At 35.3% G+C, this 15,749-nt stretch carries 14 protein-coding genes and 1 pseudogene; 11 read left to right on the top strand and 4 right to left on the bottom strand.

Features of this window, described 5'->3' with window-relative positions; all coding sequences use genetic code 11:
* The first annotated feature begins 5 nt into the window (after positions 1–5).
* The 3 genes and pseudogenes from STA7437_RS26895 (at position 6) to STA7437_RS11420 (ending at position 4,131) form a co-directional block, all read left to right on the top strand.
* Entirely contained in the window at positions 6–1,388 is a 1,383-nt protein-coding gene (locus STA7437_RS26895) for a serine/threonine protein kinase (RefSeq protein ID WP_015193541.1), read from the top strand.
* A pseudogene (locus tag STA7437_RS26890) lies at positions 1,389–3,356 on the top strand (cation:proton antiporter domain-containing protein); the annotation flags it as partial.
* Positions 3,357–3,690: 334 nt separating this feature from the next.
* Positions 3,691–4,131 (top strand): pentapeptide repeat-containing protein, encoded by a 441-nt coding sequence (locus STA7437_RS11420; protein WP_015193540.1) that lies wholly within the window; start codon positions 3,691–3,693, stop codon positions 4,129–4,131.
* Here STA7437_RS11420 and STA7437_RS11415 read toward each other — a convergent pair.
* The 3 genes from STA7437_RS11415 to STA7437_RS11405 form a co-directional block, all read right to left on the bottom strand.
* A complete protein-coding gene (locus tag STA7437_RS11415) occupies positions 4,119–5,018 on the bottom strand; it encodes a methylenetetrahydrofolate reductase (RefSeq protein WP_015193539.1) in 900 nt (299 codons plus the stop codon). The genes STA7437_RS11420 and STA7437_RS11415 overlap by 13 nt on opposite strands.
* Before the next feature lie 53 nt (positions 5,019–5,071).
* Entirely contained in the window at positions 5,072–6,082 is a 1,011-nt protein-coding gene (trpS, locus tag STA7437_RS11410; protein ID WP_015193538.1) for a tryptophan--tRNA ligase, read from the bottom strand.
* A gap of 313 nt (positions 6,083–6,395) precedes the next feature.
* Positions 6,396–6,686, bottom strand: a complete 291-nt coding sequence (locus tag STA7437_RS11405) for a hypothetical protein (RefSeq protein ID WP_015193537.1) — start codon at positions 6,684–6,686, stop codon at positions 6,396–6,398.
* Between the two features lie 290 nt (positions 6,687–6,976).
* Between STA7437_RS11405 and ftsY the strand changes: the two genes are divergently transcribed.
* The 6 genes from ftsY to STA7437_RS11375 all read left to right on the top strand — a co-directional run bounded on the left by ftsY (position 6,977) and on the right by STA7437_RS11375 (position 13,146).
* Positions 6,977–8,350, top strand: coding sequence for a signal recognition particle-docking protein FtsY (ftsY, locus tag STA7437_RS11400; RefSeq protein ID WP_015193536.1), 1,374 nt, complete (start codon positions 6,977–6,979; stop codon positions 8,348–8,350).
* Between the two features lie 251 nt (positions 8,351–8,601).
* Positions 8,602–10,110 carry a PP2C family protein-serine/threonine phosphatase gene (locus tag STA7437_RS11395; RefSeq protein WP_015193535.1) on the top strand — a complete coding sequence of 503 codons (1,509 nt, stop codon included), beginning with the start codon at positions 8,602–8,604 and terminating at the stop codon, positions 10,108–10,110.
* 103 nt (positions 10,111–10,213) lie between these two features.
* On the top strand, positions 10,214–10,432 hold the full coding sequence (locus STA7437_RS11390) for a hypothetical protein (protein ID WP_015193534.1): 219 nt from the start codon (positions 10,214–10,216) through the stop codon (positions 10,430–10,432).
* 89 nt (positions 10,433–10,521) lie between these two features.
* Positions 10,522–11,913, top strand: a complete 1,392-nt coding sequence (gene argH / locus STA7437_RS11385; protein WP_015193533.1) for an argininosuccinate lyase — start codon at positions 10,522–10,524, stop codon at positions 11,911–11,913.
* Positions 11,914–11,935: 22 nt separating this feature from the next.
* Positions 11,936–12,391 carry an NUDIX domain-containing protein gene (locus tag STA7437_RS11380; protein WP_015193532.1) on the top strand — a complete coding sequence of 152 codons (456 nt, stop codon included), beginning with the start codon at positions 11,936–11,938 and terminating at the stop codon, positions 12,389–12,391.
* 446 nt (positions 12,392–12,837) lie between these two features.
* Positions 12,838–13,146: a hypothetical protein gene (locus STA7437_RS11375; RefSeq protein WP_041619336.1), complete on the top strand. Its 309-nt coding sequence runs from the start codon at positions 12,838–12,840 to the stop codon at positions 13,144–13,146.
* Positions 13,147–13,255: 109 nt separating this feature from the next.
* Here STA7437_RS11375 and STA7437_RS11370 read toward each other — a convergent pair whose 3' ends face one another.
* Positions 13,256–14,494 carry a tRNA nucleotidyltransferase/poly(A) polymerase family protein gene (locus STA7437_RS11370; RefSeq protein WP_015193530.1) on the bottom strand — a complete coding sequence of 413 codons (1,239 nt, stop codon included), beginning with the start codon at positions 14,492–14,494 and terminating at the stop codon, positions 13,256–13,258.
* 87 nt (positions 14,495–14,581) lie between these two features.
* Here STA7437_RS11370 and STA7437_RS11365 point away from each other — a divergent pair, with 87 nt between their 5' ends.
* Entirely contained in the window at positions 14,582–14,830 is a 249-nt protein-coding gene (locus STA7437_RS11365) for a Ycf34 family protein (protein WP_015193529.1), read from the top strand.
* Positions 14,831–14,922: 92 nt separating this feature from the next.
* Complete coding sequence (locus STA7437_RS11360; protein WP_015193528.1) at positions 14,923–15,552, top strand: DedA family protein; 630 nt, start codon at positions 14,923–14,925, stop codon at positions 15,550–15,552.
* Positions 15,553–15,749 lie beyond the last annotated feature (197 nt).

Raw genomic sequence — 15,749 nt, 5'->3', positions numbered from 1 at the left:
TAAATATGATAAATATTCTTTTAAAAAACCGCTATTTAATTCAACAGCAATTAGGGAAAAGAGGAGGAAGAGAAACTTTTCTAGCTCAAGATCAAATAACTCAACAATTAGTCGTAATTAAGTTCTTAAAATTTGGTCTAGATTTTGAATGGGAACATTTAAAACTTTTTGAAAGAGAAGCTCAAACTCTCCAAAATATTTCTCATCCTGCTATTGCTCAATATCTTGATTACTTTGAAATCGATCTACCTAATTGCCAAGGATTTGCTTTGGTACAAAGTTATATTCAAGCTCAATCTTTGACAGAACAAATTCAACAAGGAAGAAATTTTTCTGAATCAGAAGTTAAGCAGATAGCAGCAAAGATTTTAGAAATTTTGATTTATTTACATAATCGTAAACCACCGATTATTCATCGAGATATTAAGCCTAGTAATATTCTGTTAACTAAAAGTTTTGAAAATAATATTGGTGAGATTTATTTAATTGATTTTGGTTCGGTCCAGAATGTTGTAGCTAGAGAAGGAGGTACAATTACTATTGTGGGAACTTATGGCTATATGCCTCCCGAACAGTTTGGCGATCGCTGTGTTCCTGCTTCGGATTTATATAGTTTGGGCGCAACTTTAATTTATTTAATTACAGGAATTCAACCAGCAGATTTACCGCAACAAGAAGGAAAAATTCAATTTGAAACTGGAGTTAATTTAAGTATAGAATTAACAGCTTGGTTACGAAAAATGACTGAACCAAGTTTAGATAAAAGATTTAATTCTGCACAATTAGCTCTACAAGAATTAAACAATCCTTCTAAAAAATATCAAAATAATATAGTTATTTCTCAACCGATTGATAGTCAAATTAATTTATATAAGACACAAGAAAAAATTGAAATAACCGTTCCTCCTGCTGGATTTAATCCAGGTTTAATTGGTTTAACAACTTTTGCGATCGCTTGGAATTCTTTTATTGCTTTTTGGACATATAATGCAGTTTTTATTGCTCCTTTTCCGATTAATATAATTTTTGGTCTATTTTCTTTACCTTTTTGGACAGCAGGATTAGGTATGGTAGGAGGAATTTTATTTACTTTATTTGGCAAGAAAAAACTGATTATTAATCAACAGCGAATAGCTTTCATTTATCAATTATTTCAATTTAAATATCAAAATCCTAAACCATCACCTACAGCAGGAATTATAAAAATACAACGCCATAATTATTTGCATCTTCAAAATTCTGATAGTGAATCTACTAAATTTTCACCCACTCTTCAAATCTGGGTTGGCAAAAATAAATATCAACTTGATTCTTTAAGCGAACCAGAATTAGATTGGCTGGCACAAGAATTGAGTGATTGGTTAAATTTACCGATTGTACGAGATTAATTAGAAGTAGACCTTGCCGAATTCCGTAAAAGCAAAAATCGTTCCTTAACGTTTGGGATAGCAACTTTTTTAGTTCCTTTAACCTTTGGTACTGCGATCGGATTATTATTTGGTATGGGGGTTAATGCTTCCATTTTAATTGGTTCTTTATTAGCTTCTCATACTCTTTTGGGTTATCCAATTGTCAATCGTTTGGGAGTAGTTAATAATCAAGGTGTTACAGTTACCATTGGCGCAACAATTTTTACTGATATTGCTTCGTTATTAGTTTTAGCTATTTGTGTTTCTATTCATGCAGGAGAATTTACACCTACTAGTTTAGTAATTCAATTAGTTAGTTTGGGTGTTTATGCTGCAATAGTTTTATTTGGTTTTGATTGGGCAGGAAAACAATATTTTCGTCGTACAGGAGATGAAGAAAGTAATCAGTTTTTGTTTATTCTTTTAGCCGTATTTTTAGCTTCTGTTGGCGCACAACTTATTAATGTAGATAAAATTGTAGGTGCATTTTTGGCAGGTTTAGCTGTTAATGATGTAGTAGGTAGAAGTCCTGTTGAAGAAAAAGTTGAATTTGTTGGTAGTACTTTATTCATTCCTTGTTTCTTTGTAGGAATGGGACTGTTACTGGATATTCCTGGATTTATCAAAACTCTTACTTCAGATTTTTGGCTTACTTTTGCAATTGTTGCGGGTTTAATTACTAGTAAATTTTTAGCTGCATTTATAACTAAATTAATTTTTCGCTACAATTGGAATGAATGTTTAACAATGTGGTCTTTATCTTTACCACAAGTAGCTGCTACTTTAGCTGCTGCTTTAGTAGGATTAAATGCAGGCGTTATTAGTAATTCTGTTTTTAATACTGTCATTGTTTTAATGTTAGTAACTTCGATTTTAGGACCTGTTCTAACTAACAAATTTGCCCCAAAACTTAATTTAACAAATAATCATTTAAATACTGAATCTTTGTCCTGGAATTATAATTCTGATGCTCCCGAACATCTTATTAATTCAGGTTTTTTAACTCCTGATATTGCTGCTGAGTTCAACTCAGAAACCAAGCAACTTCAAGAGGTTTCATCAACATCTCATTCAGGAAAATCAAGTTTATCTAATGCTTCTTTATGTCGTGTTGTTGTACCTGTAGCTAATCCTACAACCGAAAAATATTTGATTGAGATGGGTGCATTAATTGCCCGTCACGAATCAGGAATTGTTGTTCCCGTCTCAATTGCCAAAGCTCATGTTCAAATGGACGATCCTCAATTGCAAGTAGCAATCAAACGTAGTCGAGGATTATTGCAAAACGCTTTAGCCTTAACTGAAGAATTTGCGGTAGAAGCTAAACCAGTACTTCGGATCGATGATGATATTGTTCATGGAATTAGTCGTACCGCTAAAGAATATCGCGCTAGTTTAATTGTAATGGGTTGGAGTGGCACAAATCGATTGCGATCTCGCCTTCGGCGAGGCACTGCGTGATCGCGTTTATTTGGGAGTGTAATTGATAGTGTATTTTGGTCTTCTCATTGTCCTGTTGCGGTAATGCGTTTGGTAGATCAACCAATCAATATTCATCAAATTTTAGTACCTGTCAAAAATCTTACTCCTCAAACTACTAGAATTATTCGTTTTGCTCAAATTTTTGCCGAAGCTAATTCCGCAGCAATCACTCTGATGCGGGTTTGCGATCGCAGAACTCCGAAAGATGACATCGAATCTTTTGAAACTCAATTACAACAAACTTTGACATATCTCCAACCCAAGATTGATGTTGCCGTGCAAACTATTCGTCATAATGATGTCAGCAAAGCAATTATTGAACAAGCCAATAAATATGACATGGTAATCCTGCGTTCTTTGCGCCGTCGTACAGTCGGAGGATTAGCAGTTAGCAGTGTCAGTGAAACAGTTATGCAAAAATTAAATCGCTCTTTTGTTTTGTTTGGAGAACCTGAATCTCATTAATGAACAATTAATATCAGGTTCGTTTCAATACTTGAATGTTATAGCTGATGGGGAGCGGTGGAAGCCCGCGTCGGCGGTAAGCGGTCGGAACCCGCGCCGACGACAGGCGCAAGGGAACGCCGACCGAGCAAGGGAACGTCCACCGAAGAGGAAATAAAGAGACTGGGAGAGATTGTATTTAAAGTCATCATCCGAACTTGATCTAACTCCAATATTTCAAAATATTTCAACTAAATCTTCATGTTCAAGCAATTTTAGTTATGAGAAAATTGTAGTAAAGAATACATTTGCTTGCAAAGGAGGTAAATCAGTTAACGCTTAAAAGGAGGCAGTTATGAAACTTGGAACTTTATTCACTTTTGGGGGTTTAACTCCCTTGCTGCTTGCTACTTCGGTTTATGCAGCTAATCCCAACCATGTTAAGCAATTACTCGCTACAGGAGAATGCTACGGGTGCGATCTTTCAGAAGCAGATTTGCAAGATGCTCATTTAATTGGTGCAGATTTACGAAAAGCTAATTTAGAAGGTGCAAACTTAACAGGTGCAAACTTAGAAGGTGCAGATTTAACAGGTGCAAACTTGGAAAATGCTAACCTTACTGCTGCTTTTGTAACCAATGCTAGTTTAAATCAGGCGAATTTAAATCAAGTAAACTTTACCGCAGCAACTATTAACGATGCGGATGTGTCGGGTGCATCAATGATTGGTTTAAATTTAACCAATGCCCAAATTTTTAACACAGGAATTTCAGTAGGTGGCAGTTACGAAGAATAATCCAAAGGTTTAACTTCAGCTAAATCGAGAATTTGAGGAATTAAATCTTCTCTTTTGACTGCCATTAAATGAACTCCGTGACAAGTTTGTTGAGCTAATTTAACTTGTTCGGCTGCAATTTTAACTCCTTCTTGCAGTGGTTCGCTAGCTTGTGCAAGGCGATCAATGATTGATTGAGGAATATTAACTCCTGGAACATAGCGATTAATAAACTCAGCATTTTTAGCTGATTTTAATAAAAATATCCCTGCCAGAATTGGTTTATCTGAAATTGAAGCAATCTGAGTCATAAACTTATCAAGTTTTTCAAAGTCGGTAATCATTTGACTCTGAAAAAACTGCGCTCCTGCAGCTAGTTTCCGTTCAAATCTACTTTGTAAACCAGACCAACTTTTTAATTGAGGATCGACCGCAGCACCAGCAAACAAATCTAACGGTTCATCAGGTAAAGGTTTATCATTAAAATCTAAGCCATTATTAAGTTGTCCAATAACTTTCAGTAATCTAACCGCTTCTAATTCAAACACAGATTTAGCTTTTTGATGATCGCCTGCTTTCACAGGATCTCCCGTCAAAGCCAAAACATTGCGAATACCCAAAGCATAAGCACCCATTAAATCTGCTTGTAAACCAATACAATTGCGATCGCGACAAGCAATCTGACAAATAGGTTCAATACCATGTTGTAATAAAATAACCGATGCTGCCAAAGAAGACATCCGCAGTACTGCGCGACTACCATCAGTAACATTAACCGCGTGAACTCTATCCTTCAGTTTTTCTGCCATTTCGAGCATCCGAGCGGGGTTTCCGCCTTTAGGAGGAGTTACTTCTGCCGTAATTAAAAATTCTTTAGCTGCTACAGCACTGCGAAAACGGTTAGTCATTACGATTGATTTGGTTGATTAACTATTAAGATTTTTCTTGGTTATAAAACAATTTACAATGAAGGTAAATACCCCAGTGCATCTTTTACTCTTGATAAAGTTTGATTAGCTACCTCTTTTGCTTTAGCTGCTCCCTCCCGCAACACCTGATTAAGATAATCTTGATTGTTCATAATCTCTTGATAGGTATCTTGAATTGGTTTGAGAGCTTCGATGGTTGTGTCGGTTAGTAAGGGTTTAAACTGTCCCCAACCCATCTCTTGACATTCGGCTGCCACTTCTGATTTAGTTTTGCCAGATAATAATTGATAGAGAGTAAGTAAATTATTACATTCAGGGCGTTCTAGATCGTCAAAAACCAAACCTTTAATTGGATCGGTTTTACACTTTTTAATTTTTTTCTCAATCAAATCAGGAGAGTCTAACAAACTGATTCTACTCATTTCTGAAGGATCGGATTTGGACATTTTTTTTGTTCCATCAGTCAAACTCATTACCCTTGCACCTTCTGTACGAATTAAAGGTTCAGGTATTTTTAAAATAGGATGATTTGCTTTACCAAATTTGTCATTAACTCTAGCTGCAATATCACGGGTTAACTCTAAATGTTGTTTTTGATCTTCTCCTACAGGTACTTTATCAGCATCATAAAGTAAGATATCTGCTGCCATTAACACAGGATAATCTAACAATCCTACGCTAACATTTTCCCCTTGTTTAACTGCCTTTTCCTTAAACTGAATCATTCTTTCTAGCCAATTGAGAGGAGTGATACAGTTGAGTAACCAAGTCAATTCACTATGCGCGCTTACATGAGATTGCACAAAAATTGTCGAAGCTGCTAAATCAATTCCGCAAGCAAGATAAAGAGCAGCAATAGTATAAGTATCTTGTGCTAACTTTTGAGGATCGTGAGGAACTGTAATCGCGTGTAAATCAACTACACAGAAAAAATTGTCGTATTGATGTTGGATTTCTACCCAGTTGCGAATAGCTCCTAAATAGTTGCCTAGATGTAAGTTGCCAGTAGGTTGTACGCCAGATAAAACTCTCTTCTTTTTCATTGCTGTAGATGTTACTTCAACAAAATCATTCCCTTTAATTTAAGTAGGGGGAGATTCGCTTCAATCAGTATTACACGAATAGGTCATTTCAGTTATCAGTTACCAGTTATTAGTGAGCAATTTTTGACTTTGAGACTACGCGGTGCTACGTCTGTACATCGATTAATACAGAAGTTGGAGTAGAATAGAACAAAGAAGAAAAAATAAACATAAAACCTAATAAAAATGCCCAGAAAAATCTGGACATCATGAGTAGTTTTTTGAGTTTTTTGGCTTTGTAAGTCTGTTTTTTTGAGCTAAATATTCTCAAAAATTAAACCAAAGCTTTTAAATTATGATTGCACCACTGAGACAAAAATTTTTCTGCCCATTCTTGTCCTAAGAAAGTTTCATTACTTTGATTTGAGGCTTTTGAGCTAATATATTGTTGACGAAGATGAGCCAAATGATCGAGATTATCTACGTGAACAAAACATTTAGGAATACGGTCATTATCAAACGCATATTGCCCCATATGATATTCATGAGGATTATTCCGATTTACCCACAGACCCCATCCTTTTTCGGCAGTATTGAGTTGACCTAAAAATTCTTCGATAGACATATCAAAACTCCTGATAAGCTCTATTGATACGATAAAATAAGACCTGTTAATTAGCAGCTTAATTCACAAGATTCTTAATAGTTTGATATTAATTTTTTTGCTTATTTTATTAACATATATATATTTTTTTTGTTTTTTTTGAATTAACCGAAAATTATTTAATTTAAAACCTTGGGAAAACTGAAAAACAACTTCAATTTGCTGAATGAGCGCGATCGCTTTTAAAATATTTCTACAAAGCTTGTTATTATCAATAAATTAAGTACAAATAAATTTACACTTTACTCCTTATGTTTAATTGGTTTCGCCGTCAGTTCAACGAAAAAGAATCTTCAGAACAACCACCACAAACTGTAGAAGAAACAACTCCAGTCGAAGTTGAAACTACAGAAACACCTCAGACTCCTCAAGATGATTATCTTTCTTGGGCAAAAACAGCTTATCAAAATATTCAACAACGCAAAGAAACAACGACAGAAGAATCTAACCAAACCAAGGAAGTTAGTATTGAATTAAAAGCTGCTGAAGTGGCAACCCAAACTGAGACAAAAGTTCCTGCTTGGATGCGTAAATCTGAAGCGTTAGATAAACTCAAAGCAACAGCAATTGAAACTCCTCAAGTTGAGGAAGACAAAATTAGTGAGGCAAAACCTCTTAGTTTAGATGAAGATTTTATTTGGTCAGCAAAAATTTTAGCAGACCAAGGTAGAAGTCCTGATGATATTTCCCAAGAAGAAATCGATTGGCTGAAAAAACTACGTCAAGGCTTAGGTAAAACCCGTCGCGGTTTAATTAATCAACTTAAAGCAGTTGTCGGTCAAGGCCCCTTGAATGAAGACGCAGTAATGACCATTGAATCATTATTGCTGCAAGCAGATGTAGGAATCGAAGCGACTGAAACCATCATTGAGACATTACAAGCCAAACTTAAAGAAGAAGCCTTGCCACCAGAAGAAGCGATCGCATATCTTAAAACTATTCTACAAGATATTCTAGATCAACCTCTGCAAAATCAAAACAATGATGATTTTGTCCCTGAAAAAGATACCTTTAATATTTGGTTGGTAACAGGGGTTAATGGGGCTGGTAAAACGACTACGATTGGTAAATTAGCCCATTTGACTCAAAAATCAGGCTATAACTGTATCATTGCAGCAGCAGATACTTTTCGGGCTGCTGCGGTAGAGCAAGTCAAAGTTTGGGGAGAAAGAACCAATACTCCAGTAATTGCTAATCCAGGTAAAAATACTGACCCGGCTGCGGTGGTTTATGATGCCATTAGTGCAGCTAAATCTCGTAATAGTGAACTGCTTTTAGTTGATACAGCAGGACGTTTACAAAACAAGAAAAACTTGATGGACGAGTTGGCAAAAATTCGTCGCATTATTAGTAAACAAGCTCCTGAAGCTAAAATAGAGTCCTTATTAGTTCTAGATGCTACTTTAGGACAAAATGGTCTACGTCAAGCACAAGTCTTTTCAGAAGCTGCTCAACTTAGTGGAGTAGTTTTGACTAAACTGGATGGTAGTGCTAAAGGAGGAGTTGCTTTAGCTGTAGCACAACAATTAAATCTACCAATTCGCTTTATTGGAGTAGGAGAAGGTATTGAGGATTTACGTCCATTTTCCAGCTACGAATTTGTGGAAGCTTTACTAAATGGATAAAAATTTGAGCTTACTGCTGAATTAATTAAAGTTGTTAATCAAAAATAATTATTTGCTGAAATTATTGGCAGGACAAGGAATTCAAGGTATTATTTACCAATCTTAAAATAAAAGTTTAGATAAAATTGCTGCGATTGAGCTATAACTGATACCAATTGTGATTTGCTTAACTTAATTTTTTTTTAAGTAAAGTTTTGAATCAATTACTCAATAACTCTTAAACTTAAATAGCCAGATGAAGTAACAAGTTGATGTTTTCCAAGCCTGAAGCGATGACTGTTACACCTATTCCTCGCAACTCTTCTCAAGAAACGAATGTTTCTAATCAAGTAGGTCAGAAAGATGACACACCTATTCTGGCACTGAAAAAGCTGGTTGCGAATCTCCAGAAAGAACAACATAAAATCCAGGATTTACTTAGTTCCCTAGGATTTGCTTTACGCAGTTTTAGTAATTTAAATCAATTTCTGGAACTAACTCCTTTGATGGCAGCACGGGTGACTGATGCTGAGGGCGGAGCATTGATTCTTTTTAAAGATGATTCTCAAGTGTATCTCGAACAGCTTCATTGTCATGATAGTCAAATTGGGTTGGAAGTACGTCAAGTTTTAGAAAAGGTTAATCATCGTCTTCATCGACAGAATTTACAGGGTGTTTCTACTAAAGACGTAGTTGCTGAAGTTAATCCTTTACTTAATCAATCATCTCAATTAGTTACTCATTTATTAGACGACAAAATTAAACAGTTATTAGAACCAAAAATCCAGATTTTTGGCACTCCTGTTTTAGTTAGAAATATTGAACAAGGTCGTCTTTATGTTTTTAGTAGTGATCCAGAATATATTTGGACACCAACACGTCGAAAATTAGCTCAATTAGTAGCCGATCAAACCGCAGTTGCGATCGCAAATCATGAATTAACCGTTGAACTTCGCTCTAAAGAAAGGCAGGATCGAGAGTTAGAAATCGCTTCAGAAATTCAGTTACGTCTGTTGCCTAGTAAATGTCCCCAAATTCAAGGCTTAGAATTATCAGCTAAGTGTCAGACGGCGAGTCGAGTTGGTGGAGATTATTACGATTTTATTCCCACTAATTACGATCAGATTCGTGAGGGGTTAACCCCCCGTCAGCATCGAGATTGCAAAGATGAGGATCCTTCCCAAGTTCCTTGGAGTATTGTGATTGGCGATGTGATGGGAAAAGGTGTACCAGCCGGTTTAATTATGACGATGACAAGGGGAATGCTACGAGCAGAAGTGTTGAATCGTCACTCACCAGCTAAAATTATGCAGCACTTAAATCGGGTGATGTACGCTGATTTAGAAAATTCCCATCGTTTTGTGAGTATGTTTTATTCGGAATACAATCCGAAAACTCAGACTCTTTCCTTTACTAATGCTGCCCATAATCCTCCTCTGTGGTGGCAAGCTGCGACGGGCAAAATTGACAAATTAGATACTTGGGGTATGTTAATTGGCTTGGATATCGACTCGGAATATGAAGACGATCGCGTTCAATTAGCTCCAGGAGATACTATTATTTATTACACTGATGGGTTTACAGATGCCGTGAATGGTAACGGCGATCGCTTTGAAGAAGAAAATCTTTATCGTGCTTTTCAATGGGCTTGTCAAAACTTTGATAGTAGTGAAGATATTCTCAACTATCTTTTTAATCGAGTTGAAGAGTTTGTTGGCAAAAATACTAAGAATACTGACGACATGACTCTCATTGTGATGCGGGTTCAACCTCACAAATAATAACTAACATAAAGAATTTTGAACTATCGCTCAAGAGTTTGGACAGAAATAAAATTCCAAGACTAGATTAGTCTCAGTTTATTTTGTCTTGGGAATTAACACGATGGAAACTTTAGATCATCAAATCTGGCAAACTATCCTTGTCAATTCTACCGATCACTTATTAGCTTGGGGAACAATCCTAGCTCAAAGAATTGATGATCCAGATATTTTGGGTAAAATACAAGACTCTTGGCATAATTTTATTGAATCTGGTCAAGTTTGGGCAATGTTAATTGGAGTTTTTTTTGGTTATACCTTTAAAGGATTTACCAGCTTTTAAAACTCAGGGAATTTTTATTTATGGTGTAGGTCAACTTTGACCTTAACCTTTAAAATATAAAGTCTGACCCTTAATTGCGCTCAATTGTCGTGACTAAACCCACTACCTGGAGCGATCGCTTTGAATCTGCTTTACATCCTGCGATCGCTGTTTTTAATGCTAGTATCGGTTTTGATATTCAACTAATTGAATATGATTTGACTGGTTCGATTGCCCATGCTAAGATGCTTGCCCACACAGGAATTATTACTAATGTAGAAGCACAGCAATTAGTTGCAGGGTTAGAACAAATTCGCCAAGAATATCGTGCTGGTAAGTTTCAGCCAGGCATCGAACAAGAAGATGTTCATTTTGCTGTCGAAAGACGATTAACAGAAATTGTGGGAGATGTAGGCAAAAAATTACATACAGCCCGTTCTCGTAACGATCAGGTAGGAACTGATATTCGTCTTTATCTAAGGGCGGAAATTGAACAAATCAGAAAGCAATTACAGTCATTTCAAAGCATTTTACTGCAAAAAGCCGAACATAACTTAGAAACATTGATTCCAGGTTATACTCATCTTCAAAGAGCGCAACCACTGAGTCTAGCTCATCATTTGATGGCTTATGTACAAATGGCACAACGAGATTGGGAAAGACTAGGAGATGTTCTCAAACGAACTAATATTTCTCCTCTCGGTTGTGGTGCTTTAGCAGGAACAACCTTTCCGATTGATCGACATTACAGTGCTTCTTTGTTAAATTTTGATGGAGTGTATGAAAATAGTTTAGATGGAGTAAGCGATCGCGATTTTGCCATTGAATTTCTCTGCGCTGCTAGTTTAATCATGGTGCATTTAAGCCGTTTGAGCGAAGAAATTATTCTTTGGGCATCAGAAGAGTTTGGTTTTATTACCCTCAAAGATAATTGTTCAACGGGTTCGAGTATTATGCCTCAGAAAAAAAATCCTGATGTACCTGAATTGATCAGGGGTAAAACAGGCAGAGTATTTGGTCACCTGCAAGGTTTGTTGGTAATAATGAAGGGGTTACCTTTAGCTTATAACAAAGATTTACAAGAGGATAAAGAAGCCATTTTTGATGGCGTTACTACTGTCAAAGCTTGTTTAGAAGCAATGACGATTTTATTAGCTGAAGGATTAGAATTTCGCACGCCAAGACTAGCAGCAGCAGTAGCTGAAGACTTTTCTAACGCTACCGATGTCGCTGATTATCTTGCAGCTAAAGGCGTTCCTTTCCGAGAAGCTTATAATTTAGTCGGCAAAGCAGTTAAAACTAGCCTCGCGGTGGGTAAACTACTTAAAGATTTAACCCTAGCAGAATGGCAACAACTGCATCCTGCTTTTGAAGCCGATATTTATGATGCGATCGCTCCTAAACAAGTGGTTGCAGCCCGTAATAGTTATGGTGGAACTGGTTTTCAACAAGTTAGTCAAGCCATTGTTACAGCAAAATCTCGACTTCAAAATAATTCTTAATATTATTATTACCTAGTTGATTATGCGTCGTTATTGGCGATTTATTACTACCGTACTTGGCATTGTTTTTCGTCATCCTATTACTGGAGTTACGATTATCCCTGTTTTATCTGATGGTCGAATTGTTTTAGTCAAACGTCAAGACACTGGGCAATGGGGTTTACCTGGTGGGATGGTAGATTGGGGCGAAGATATTCCTAACAGCGTCTACCGAGAATTAGAGGAAGAAACTGGGTTAAATTTAGTCAAAATGAAACGTTTAGTTGGAGTTTACTCTGCACCAGACCGTGACCCTAGAATTCATTCTATATCTATTTTGATTGAAGCTGAAGCAAAAGGTCAATTAGAGGTTAGAGATAAGTTAGAAATTTCAGAAGTTAAAGCTTTTTTACCAGAAGATTTACCTTTAGGAAACCTTAGTCACGATCATGACCGTCAATTAAAAGATTATCTTAATGGTGTAACAATGATCGCCTAGCTTAACTTTTTTACTTTATATAAATTCAAAAATAAAGTTTGATTTTAGTTGTTTTAATTTCTATTTTTCTTTAATCGTTTAAAATAGCAAAAGTAGAAATAAAACAAAATATATATTTATGCATAAATTCAATTTAGTTAACAAGTTTATATTGTTATATAGCCTTTCTCGCTCTTGGTGAGGTACACCATTACTAATTATGAGGGATGAATAATTAACATAAGCGAATCGCACTACCGTAAATCTCAACTATCAACTATCAACAAAAAACAGGGAAATGAACTGTACCTCATTAATCTGAGACTCGTTATAGTTGTTTCAAATAAGAATGAAACATTTTTTTTCTGCTGAAAGTTTTTCATAACAAAAATAGATTGTCTCACTCTAAATTGAAATGACTATAATTATGACAAACTGTAGATTAAATTAAGTTAGAAGTTTTGCGATTGATTAACAGACTGATACTTATTATTGTCGTATTTTTAATCATAAATTTTTGGCAATTTACTCTTCCTGTCGAAGCTGCTTTTTGTCGAAATCTCAATAACCATAATATTTGTATTTTACAAATTAAGCGTAGTGCTAAATATTATTGGGAATATCGAGCGACTATTAGTATTGATGGGAAAAAAAAACCAAGGGAAATTTATAATTGTCGTACTCATTATGTGATTAAAGCTAATCGTCAAATTATTCCTTTTGAATCTAATGGTATAGGTCAACTAATTTGTAGTAAATTTGCCAAAACTAATTAATCACTTTTGTTGATTGTTGATGATTCATCTCTTATAATTTATAGCTGATGTAAAGACGTGTCGGCGACACACCTTTAGTGGTAACTAGAATTAAATTAATTATTGACTTTTAATTTTTGTCCACTTCAAATTTTTCAATAAAAGATTGAGCAAATTCTAAAGCTTCTGCTTTATTAGCAATATTTCCTTCTATATACGCCACTTGAATTTCAGTTAGTAATTTACCAATTAAAGGGGAAGGTTGCAAAGATAAATTTTTAATTAGATCATTGCCATTCACTAAAGGTTGGGGATGAGCAATTGAGTCTTGAGGATTAAGATATCTGGCAATTAAAGGATTTAATCTTGTTCTAGAAACACCTTGCGCGATCGCGACTACTACTAAAATTGGAAAAATATCTTTAACTTCTAAAAAGAAAAAATATTGTTCTTTTAAACTCATAACAGAACTATTTTGTTGTAGTTTTGGTAGTTGTCTGAGTATAGTAATAATAACTTTAATTTGTTGACGAGAATATTTTAAATTGATTAATTCTGCTTCCGCTTGCTGAGGTTCTTGAGTTACTAAAAGTGCTAATTTTGCCAAACTTAACCAATTAATATAATTACTTTTCCAAGCTTGCCAAGTTTGATTAAATTCATCTATAACTGCATTAATGATTGAGAGTTTTTCTAATTGTTCTCGACTAATTTGTGGTAACCAAAAATCTAGTAAACCATCTTCCCAAGCAGCAATCAACCACTGATTAGATTCAGGAATAGCTAATAAATAATTTAGCTCGCTTTGTACTCTTTCGGCTGCAACCTTAGTTAATAAGTTAGCTAATTGTTTAATTGTTTTTCTTGTGGTTGGTTCAATTGTAAAATTTAATTGGGCTGCTTGACGATAAGCTCGAAGCAATCGTAAAGGATCATCAACCAAATTATGATAAGAAACCATTCTAATGGTACTTTGTTTTAAATCTTCAAAGCCGTGAAGAGGATCGATTAATTTTTGTTCATGAAAATTATATGCGATCGCATTAATTGTAAAATCTCTACGATTTAAATCTTTAACTAAATTTTGTCCTTCTTGTTGAGCAAAATCTAACGTACCTTCAGGAAAAACTACCCTGGCAATTTGTCTTGTTTCGTCTAAAATAACAAACCCAACGTGATAATAATTAGCAATTTGTTTCGCTATTTCTATCGCGTTTTCAGGAACAACAAAATCCAAATCAAAATAACTTTTTTCTCTCTTTAGTAAAGCATCTCTTACTGCACCACCTACCAAACAAGCAGACTTAGGTAACCAGTCTAAACTAAATGGTACTTTGGGCAGAGCAAGACTAACTTCTTTCACACTCATCGATGAATTAAAAAAATATTAAACAAAACTTTAAATATATCGTTGTCTGAGCTAAATTAACAAGAAAGCACGACAATCATTAAAGCCATGTGTATTTGTGTAAACTGCTATTTTGTCGACCGTTGTCAAACCTATCACGCAGTCGAAACCCAACACCAACAACCCCATCTGACTGAAAATCCCGATTTTGAAGCTCAAGAACCTACTATCAATGTCAATATTCGCACTAAAGGCGAAGTCATTGAAATGGAATGGGATGTAGTTGGTTGTCACAGTTTTCTACGAGAAACTGGGAAATGGGCAAGTTTACGTCCTGGTGAGGCAGTACCCACTTAATCGAGCAAAAATTGTTTACCCCCGACAAATTGACACTTTACCCTAATTCACGCCAAGATGTGAATGTAGGTAAACCTTTGTAAAGGTTCTCAATGTCTATAGAGCTTCTATCGTTAGATAACGTTCAAGAAATCGCCCGCCAATACGGTTACTGGGCGGTATTTATTGGAATTGCTTTGGAAAATACTGGTATTCCTCTCCCAGGAGAAACTATTACTATCGTGGGAGGCTTTTTGGCAGGTAGTGGTGAATTAAACTATTGGCTTGTTTTAGCCAGTTCAATTTCTGGGGCAGTCTTAGGTGATAATTTTGGGTATTGGATTGGTAAAGTTGGTGGCTGGAAGTTTCTGTTACGTGTCGGAAGTATTTTTCGGATTCCAGAACAACAGTTAGAACTAGCCAAAGACAAATTCAGCAAGAATGCTGCCCAAGCTGTATTTTTGGGTCGTTTTGTAACTTTGTTACGTATTTTCGCTGGACCTTTGGCAGGAATTGCCCAAATGCCTTATCAGCAATTTTTTATTTATAATTTGGCTGGCGCAGCGTTATGGTCATCTACTATCATCAGCTTATCTTTTTTCTTAGGAAAAATTGTTTCTCTACAACAAATAGTTGAGTGGATTGCTCAAGCTGGAATAATTGCTTTGTTAATCGTTGTCGTTTTGTTAGTGCTTTCTTTCTTGTGGGAATATAGACAAAAAACATTAATTCCTAAAGATTAATTTTAGAGTTTTAATTACTTCCTCATTTTCTGAAATAAGTTTGTTACTGATTAAAAATCATCAATTTGAGTGGTTAAAAAGTATTTTATTGATTGAGATTAAATCTATTTAATTAATATTAATAAATTGCACTACTTCTCTTTTTCATTTGTTGTGTCTTTTGCCTGAGTATAACTAAAGTGTAAATATTTAAGCAA

This window comes from Stanieria cyanosphaera PCC 7437, assembly GCF_000317575.1.
GTDB lineage: Bacteria > Cyanobacteriota > Cyanobacteriia > Cyanobacteriales > Xenococcaceae > Stanieria > Stanieria cyanosphaera.
Note: the sequence above shows the minus strand (reverse complement) of the source record. Positions and strands in the feature narration are given on the sequence as shown.

Coding starts and splice junctions, on each gene's coding strand:
- STA7437_RS26895 (WP_015193541.1), top strand. CDS start 6: ATGATAAATATTCTTTTAAAAAACCGCTATTTAATTCAACAGCAATTA.
- STA7437_RS11420 (WP_015193540.1), top strand. CDS start 3,691: ATGAAACTTGGAACTTTATTCACTTTTGGGGGTTTAACTCCCTTGCTG.
- STA7437_RS11415 (WP_015193539.1), bottom strand. CDS start 5,018: ATGACTAACCGTTTTCGCAGTGCTGTAGCAGCTAAAGAATTTTTAATT.
- trpS (WP_015193538.1), bottom strand. CDS start 6,082: ATGAAAAAGAAGAGAGTTTTATCTGGCGTACAACCTACTGGCAACTTA.
- STA7437_RS11405 (WP_015193537.1), bottom strand. CDS start 6,686: ATGTCTATCGAAGAATTTTTAGGTCAACTCAATACTGCCGAAAAAGGA.
- ftsY (WP_015193536.1), top strand. CDS start 6,977: ATGTTTAATTGGTTTCGCCGTCAGTTCAACGAAAAAGAATCTTCAGAA.
- STA7437_RS11395 (WP_015193535.1), top strand. CDS start 8,602: ATGTTTTCCAAGCCTGAAGCGATGACTGTTACACCTATTCCTCGCAAC.
- STA7437_RS11390 (WP_015193534.1), top strand. CDS start 10,214: ATGGAAACTTTAGATCATCAAATCTGGCAAACTATCCTTGTCAATTCT.
- STA7437_RS11380 (WP_015193532.1), top strand. CDS start 11,936: ATGCGTCGTTATTGGCGATTTATTACTACCGTACTTGGCATTGTTTTT.
- STA7437_RS11370 (WP_015193530.1), bottom strand. CDS start 14,494: ATGAGTGTGAAAGAAGTTAGTCTTGCTCTGCCCAAAGTACCATTTAGT.
- STA7437_RS11365 (WP_015193529.1), top strand. CDS start 14,582: ATGTGTATTTGTGTAAACTGCTATTTTGTCGACCGTTGTCAAACCTAT.
- STA7437_RS11360 (WP_015193528.1), top strand. CDS start 14,923: ATGTCTATAGAGCTTCTATCGTTAGATAACGTTCAAGAAATCGCCCGC.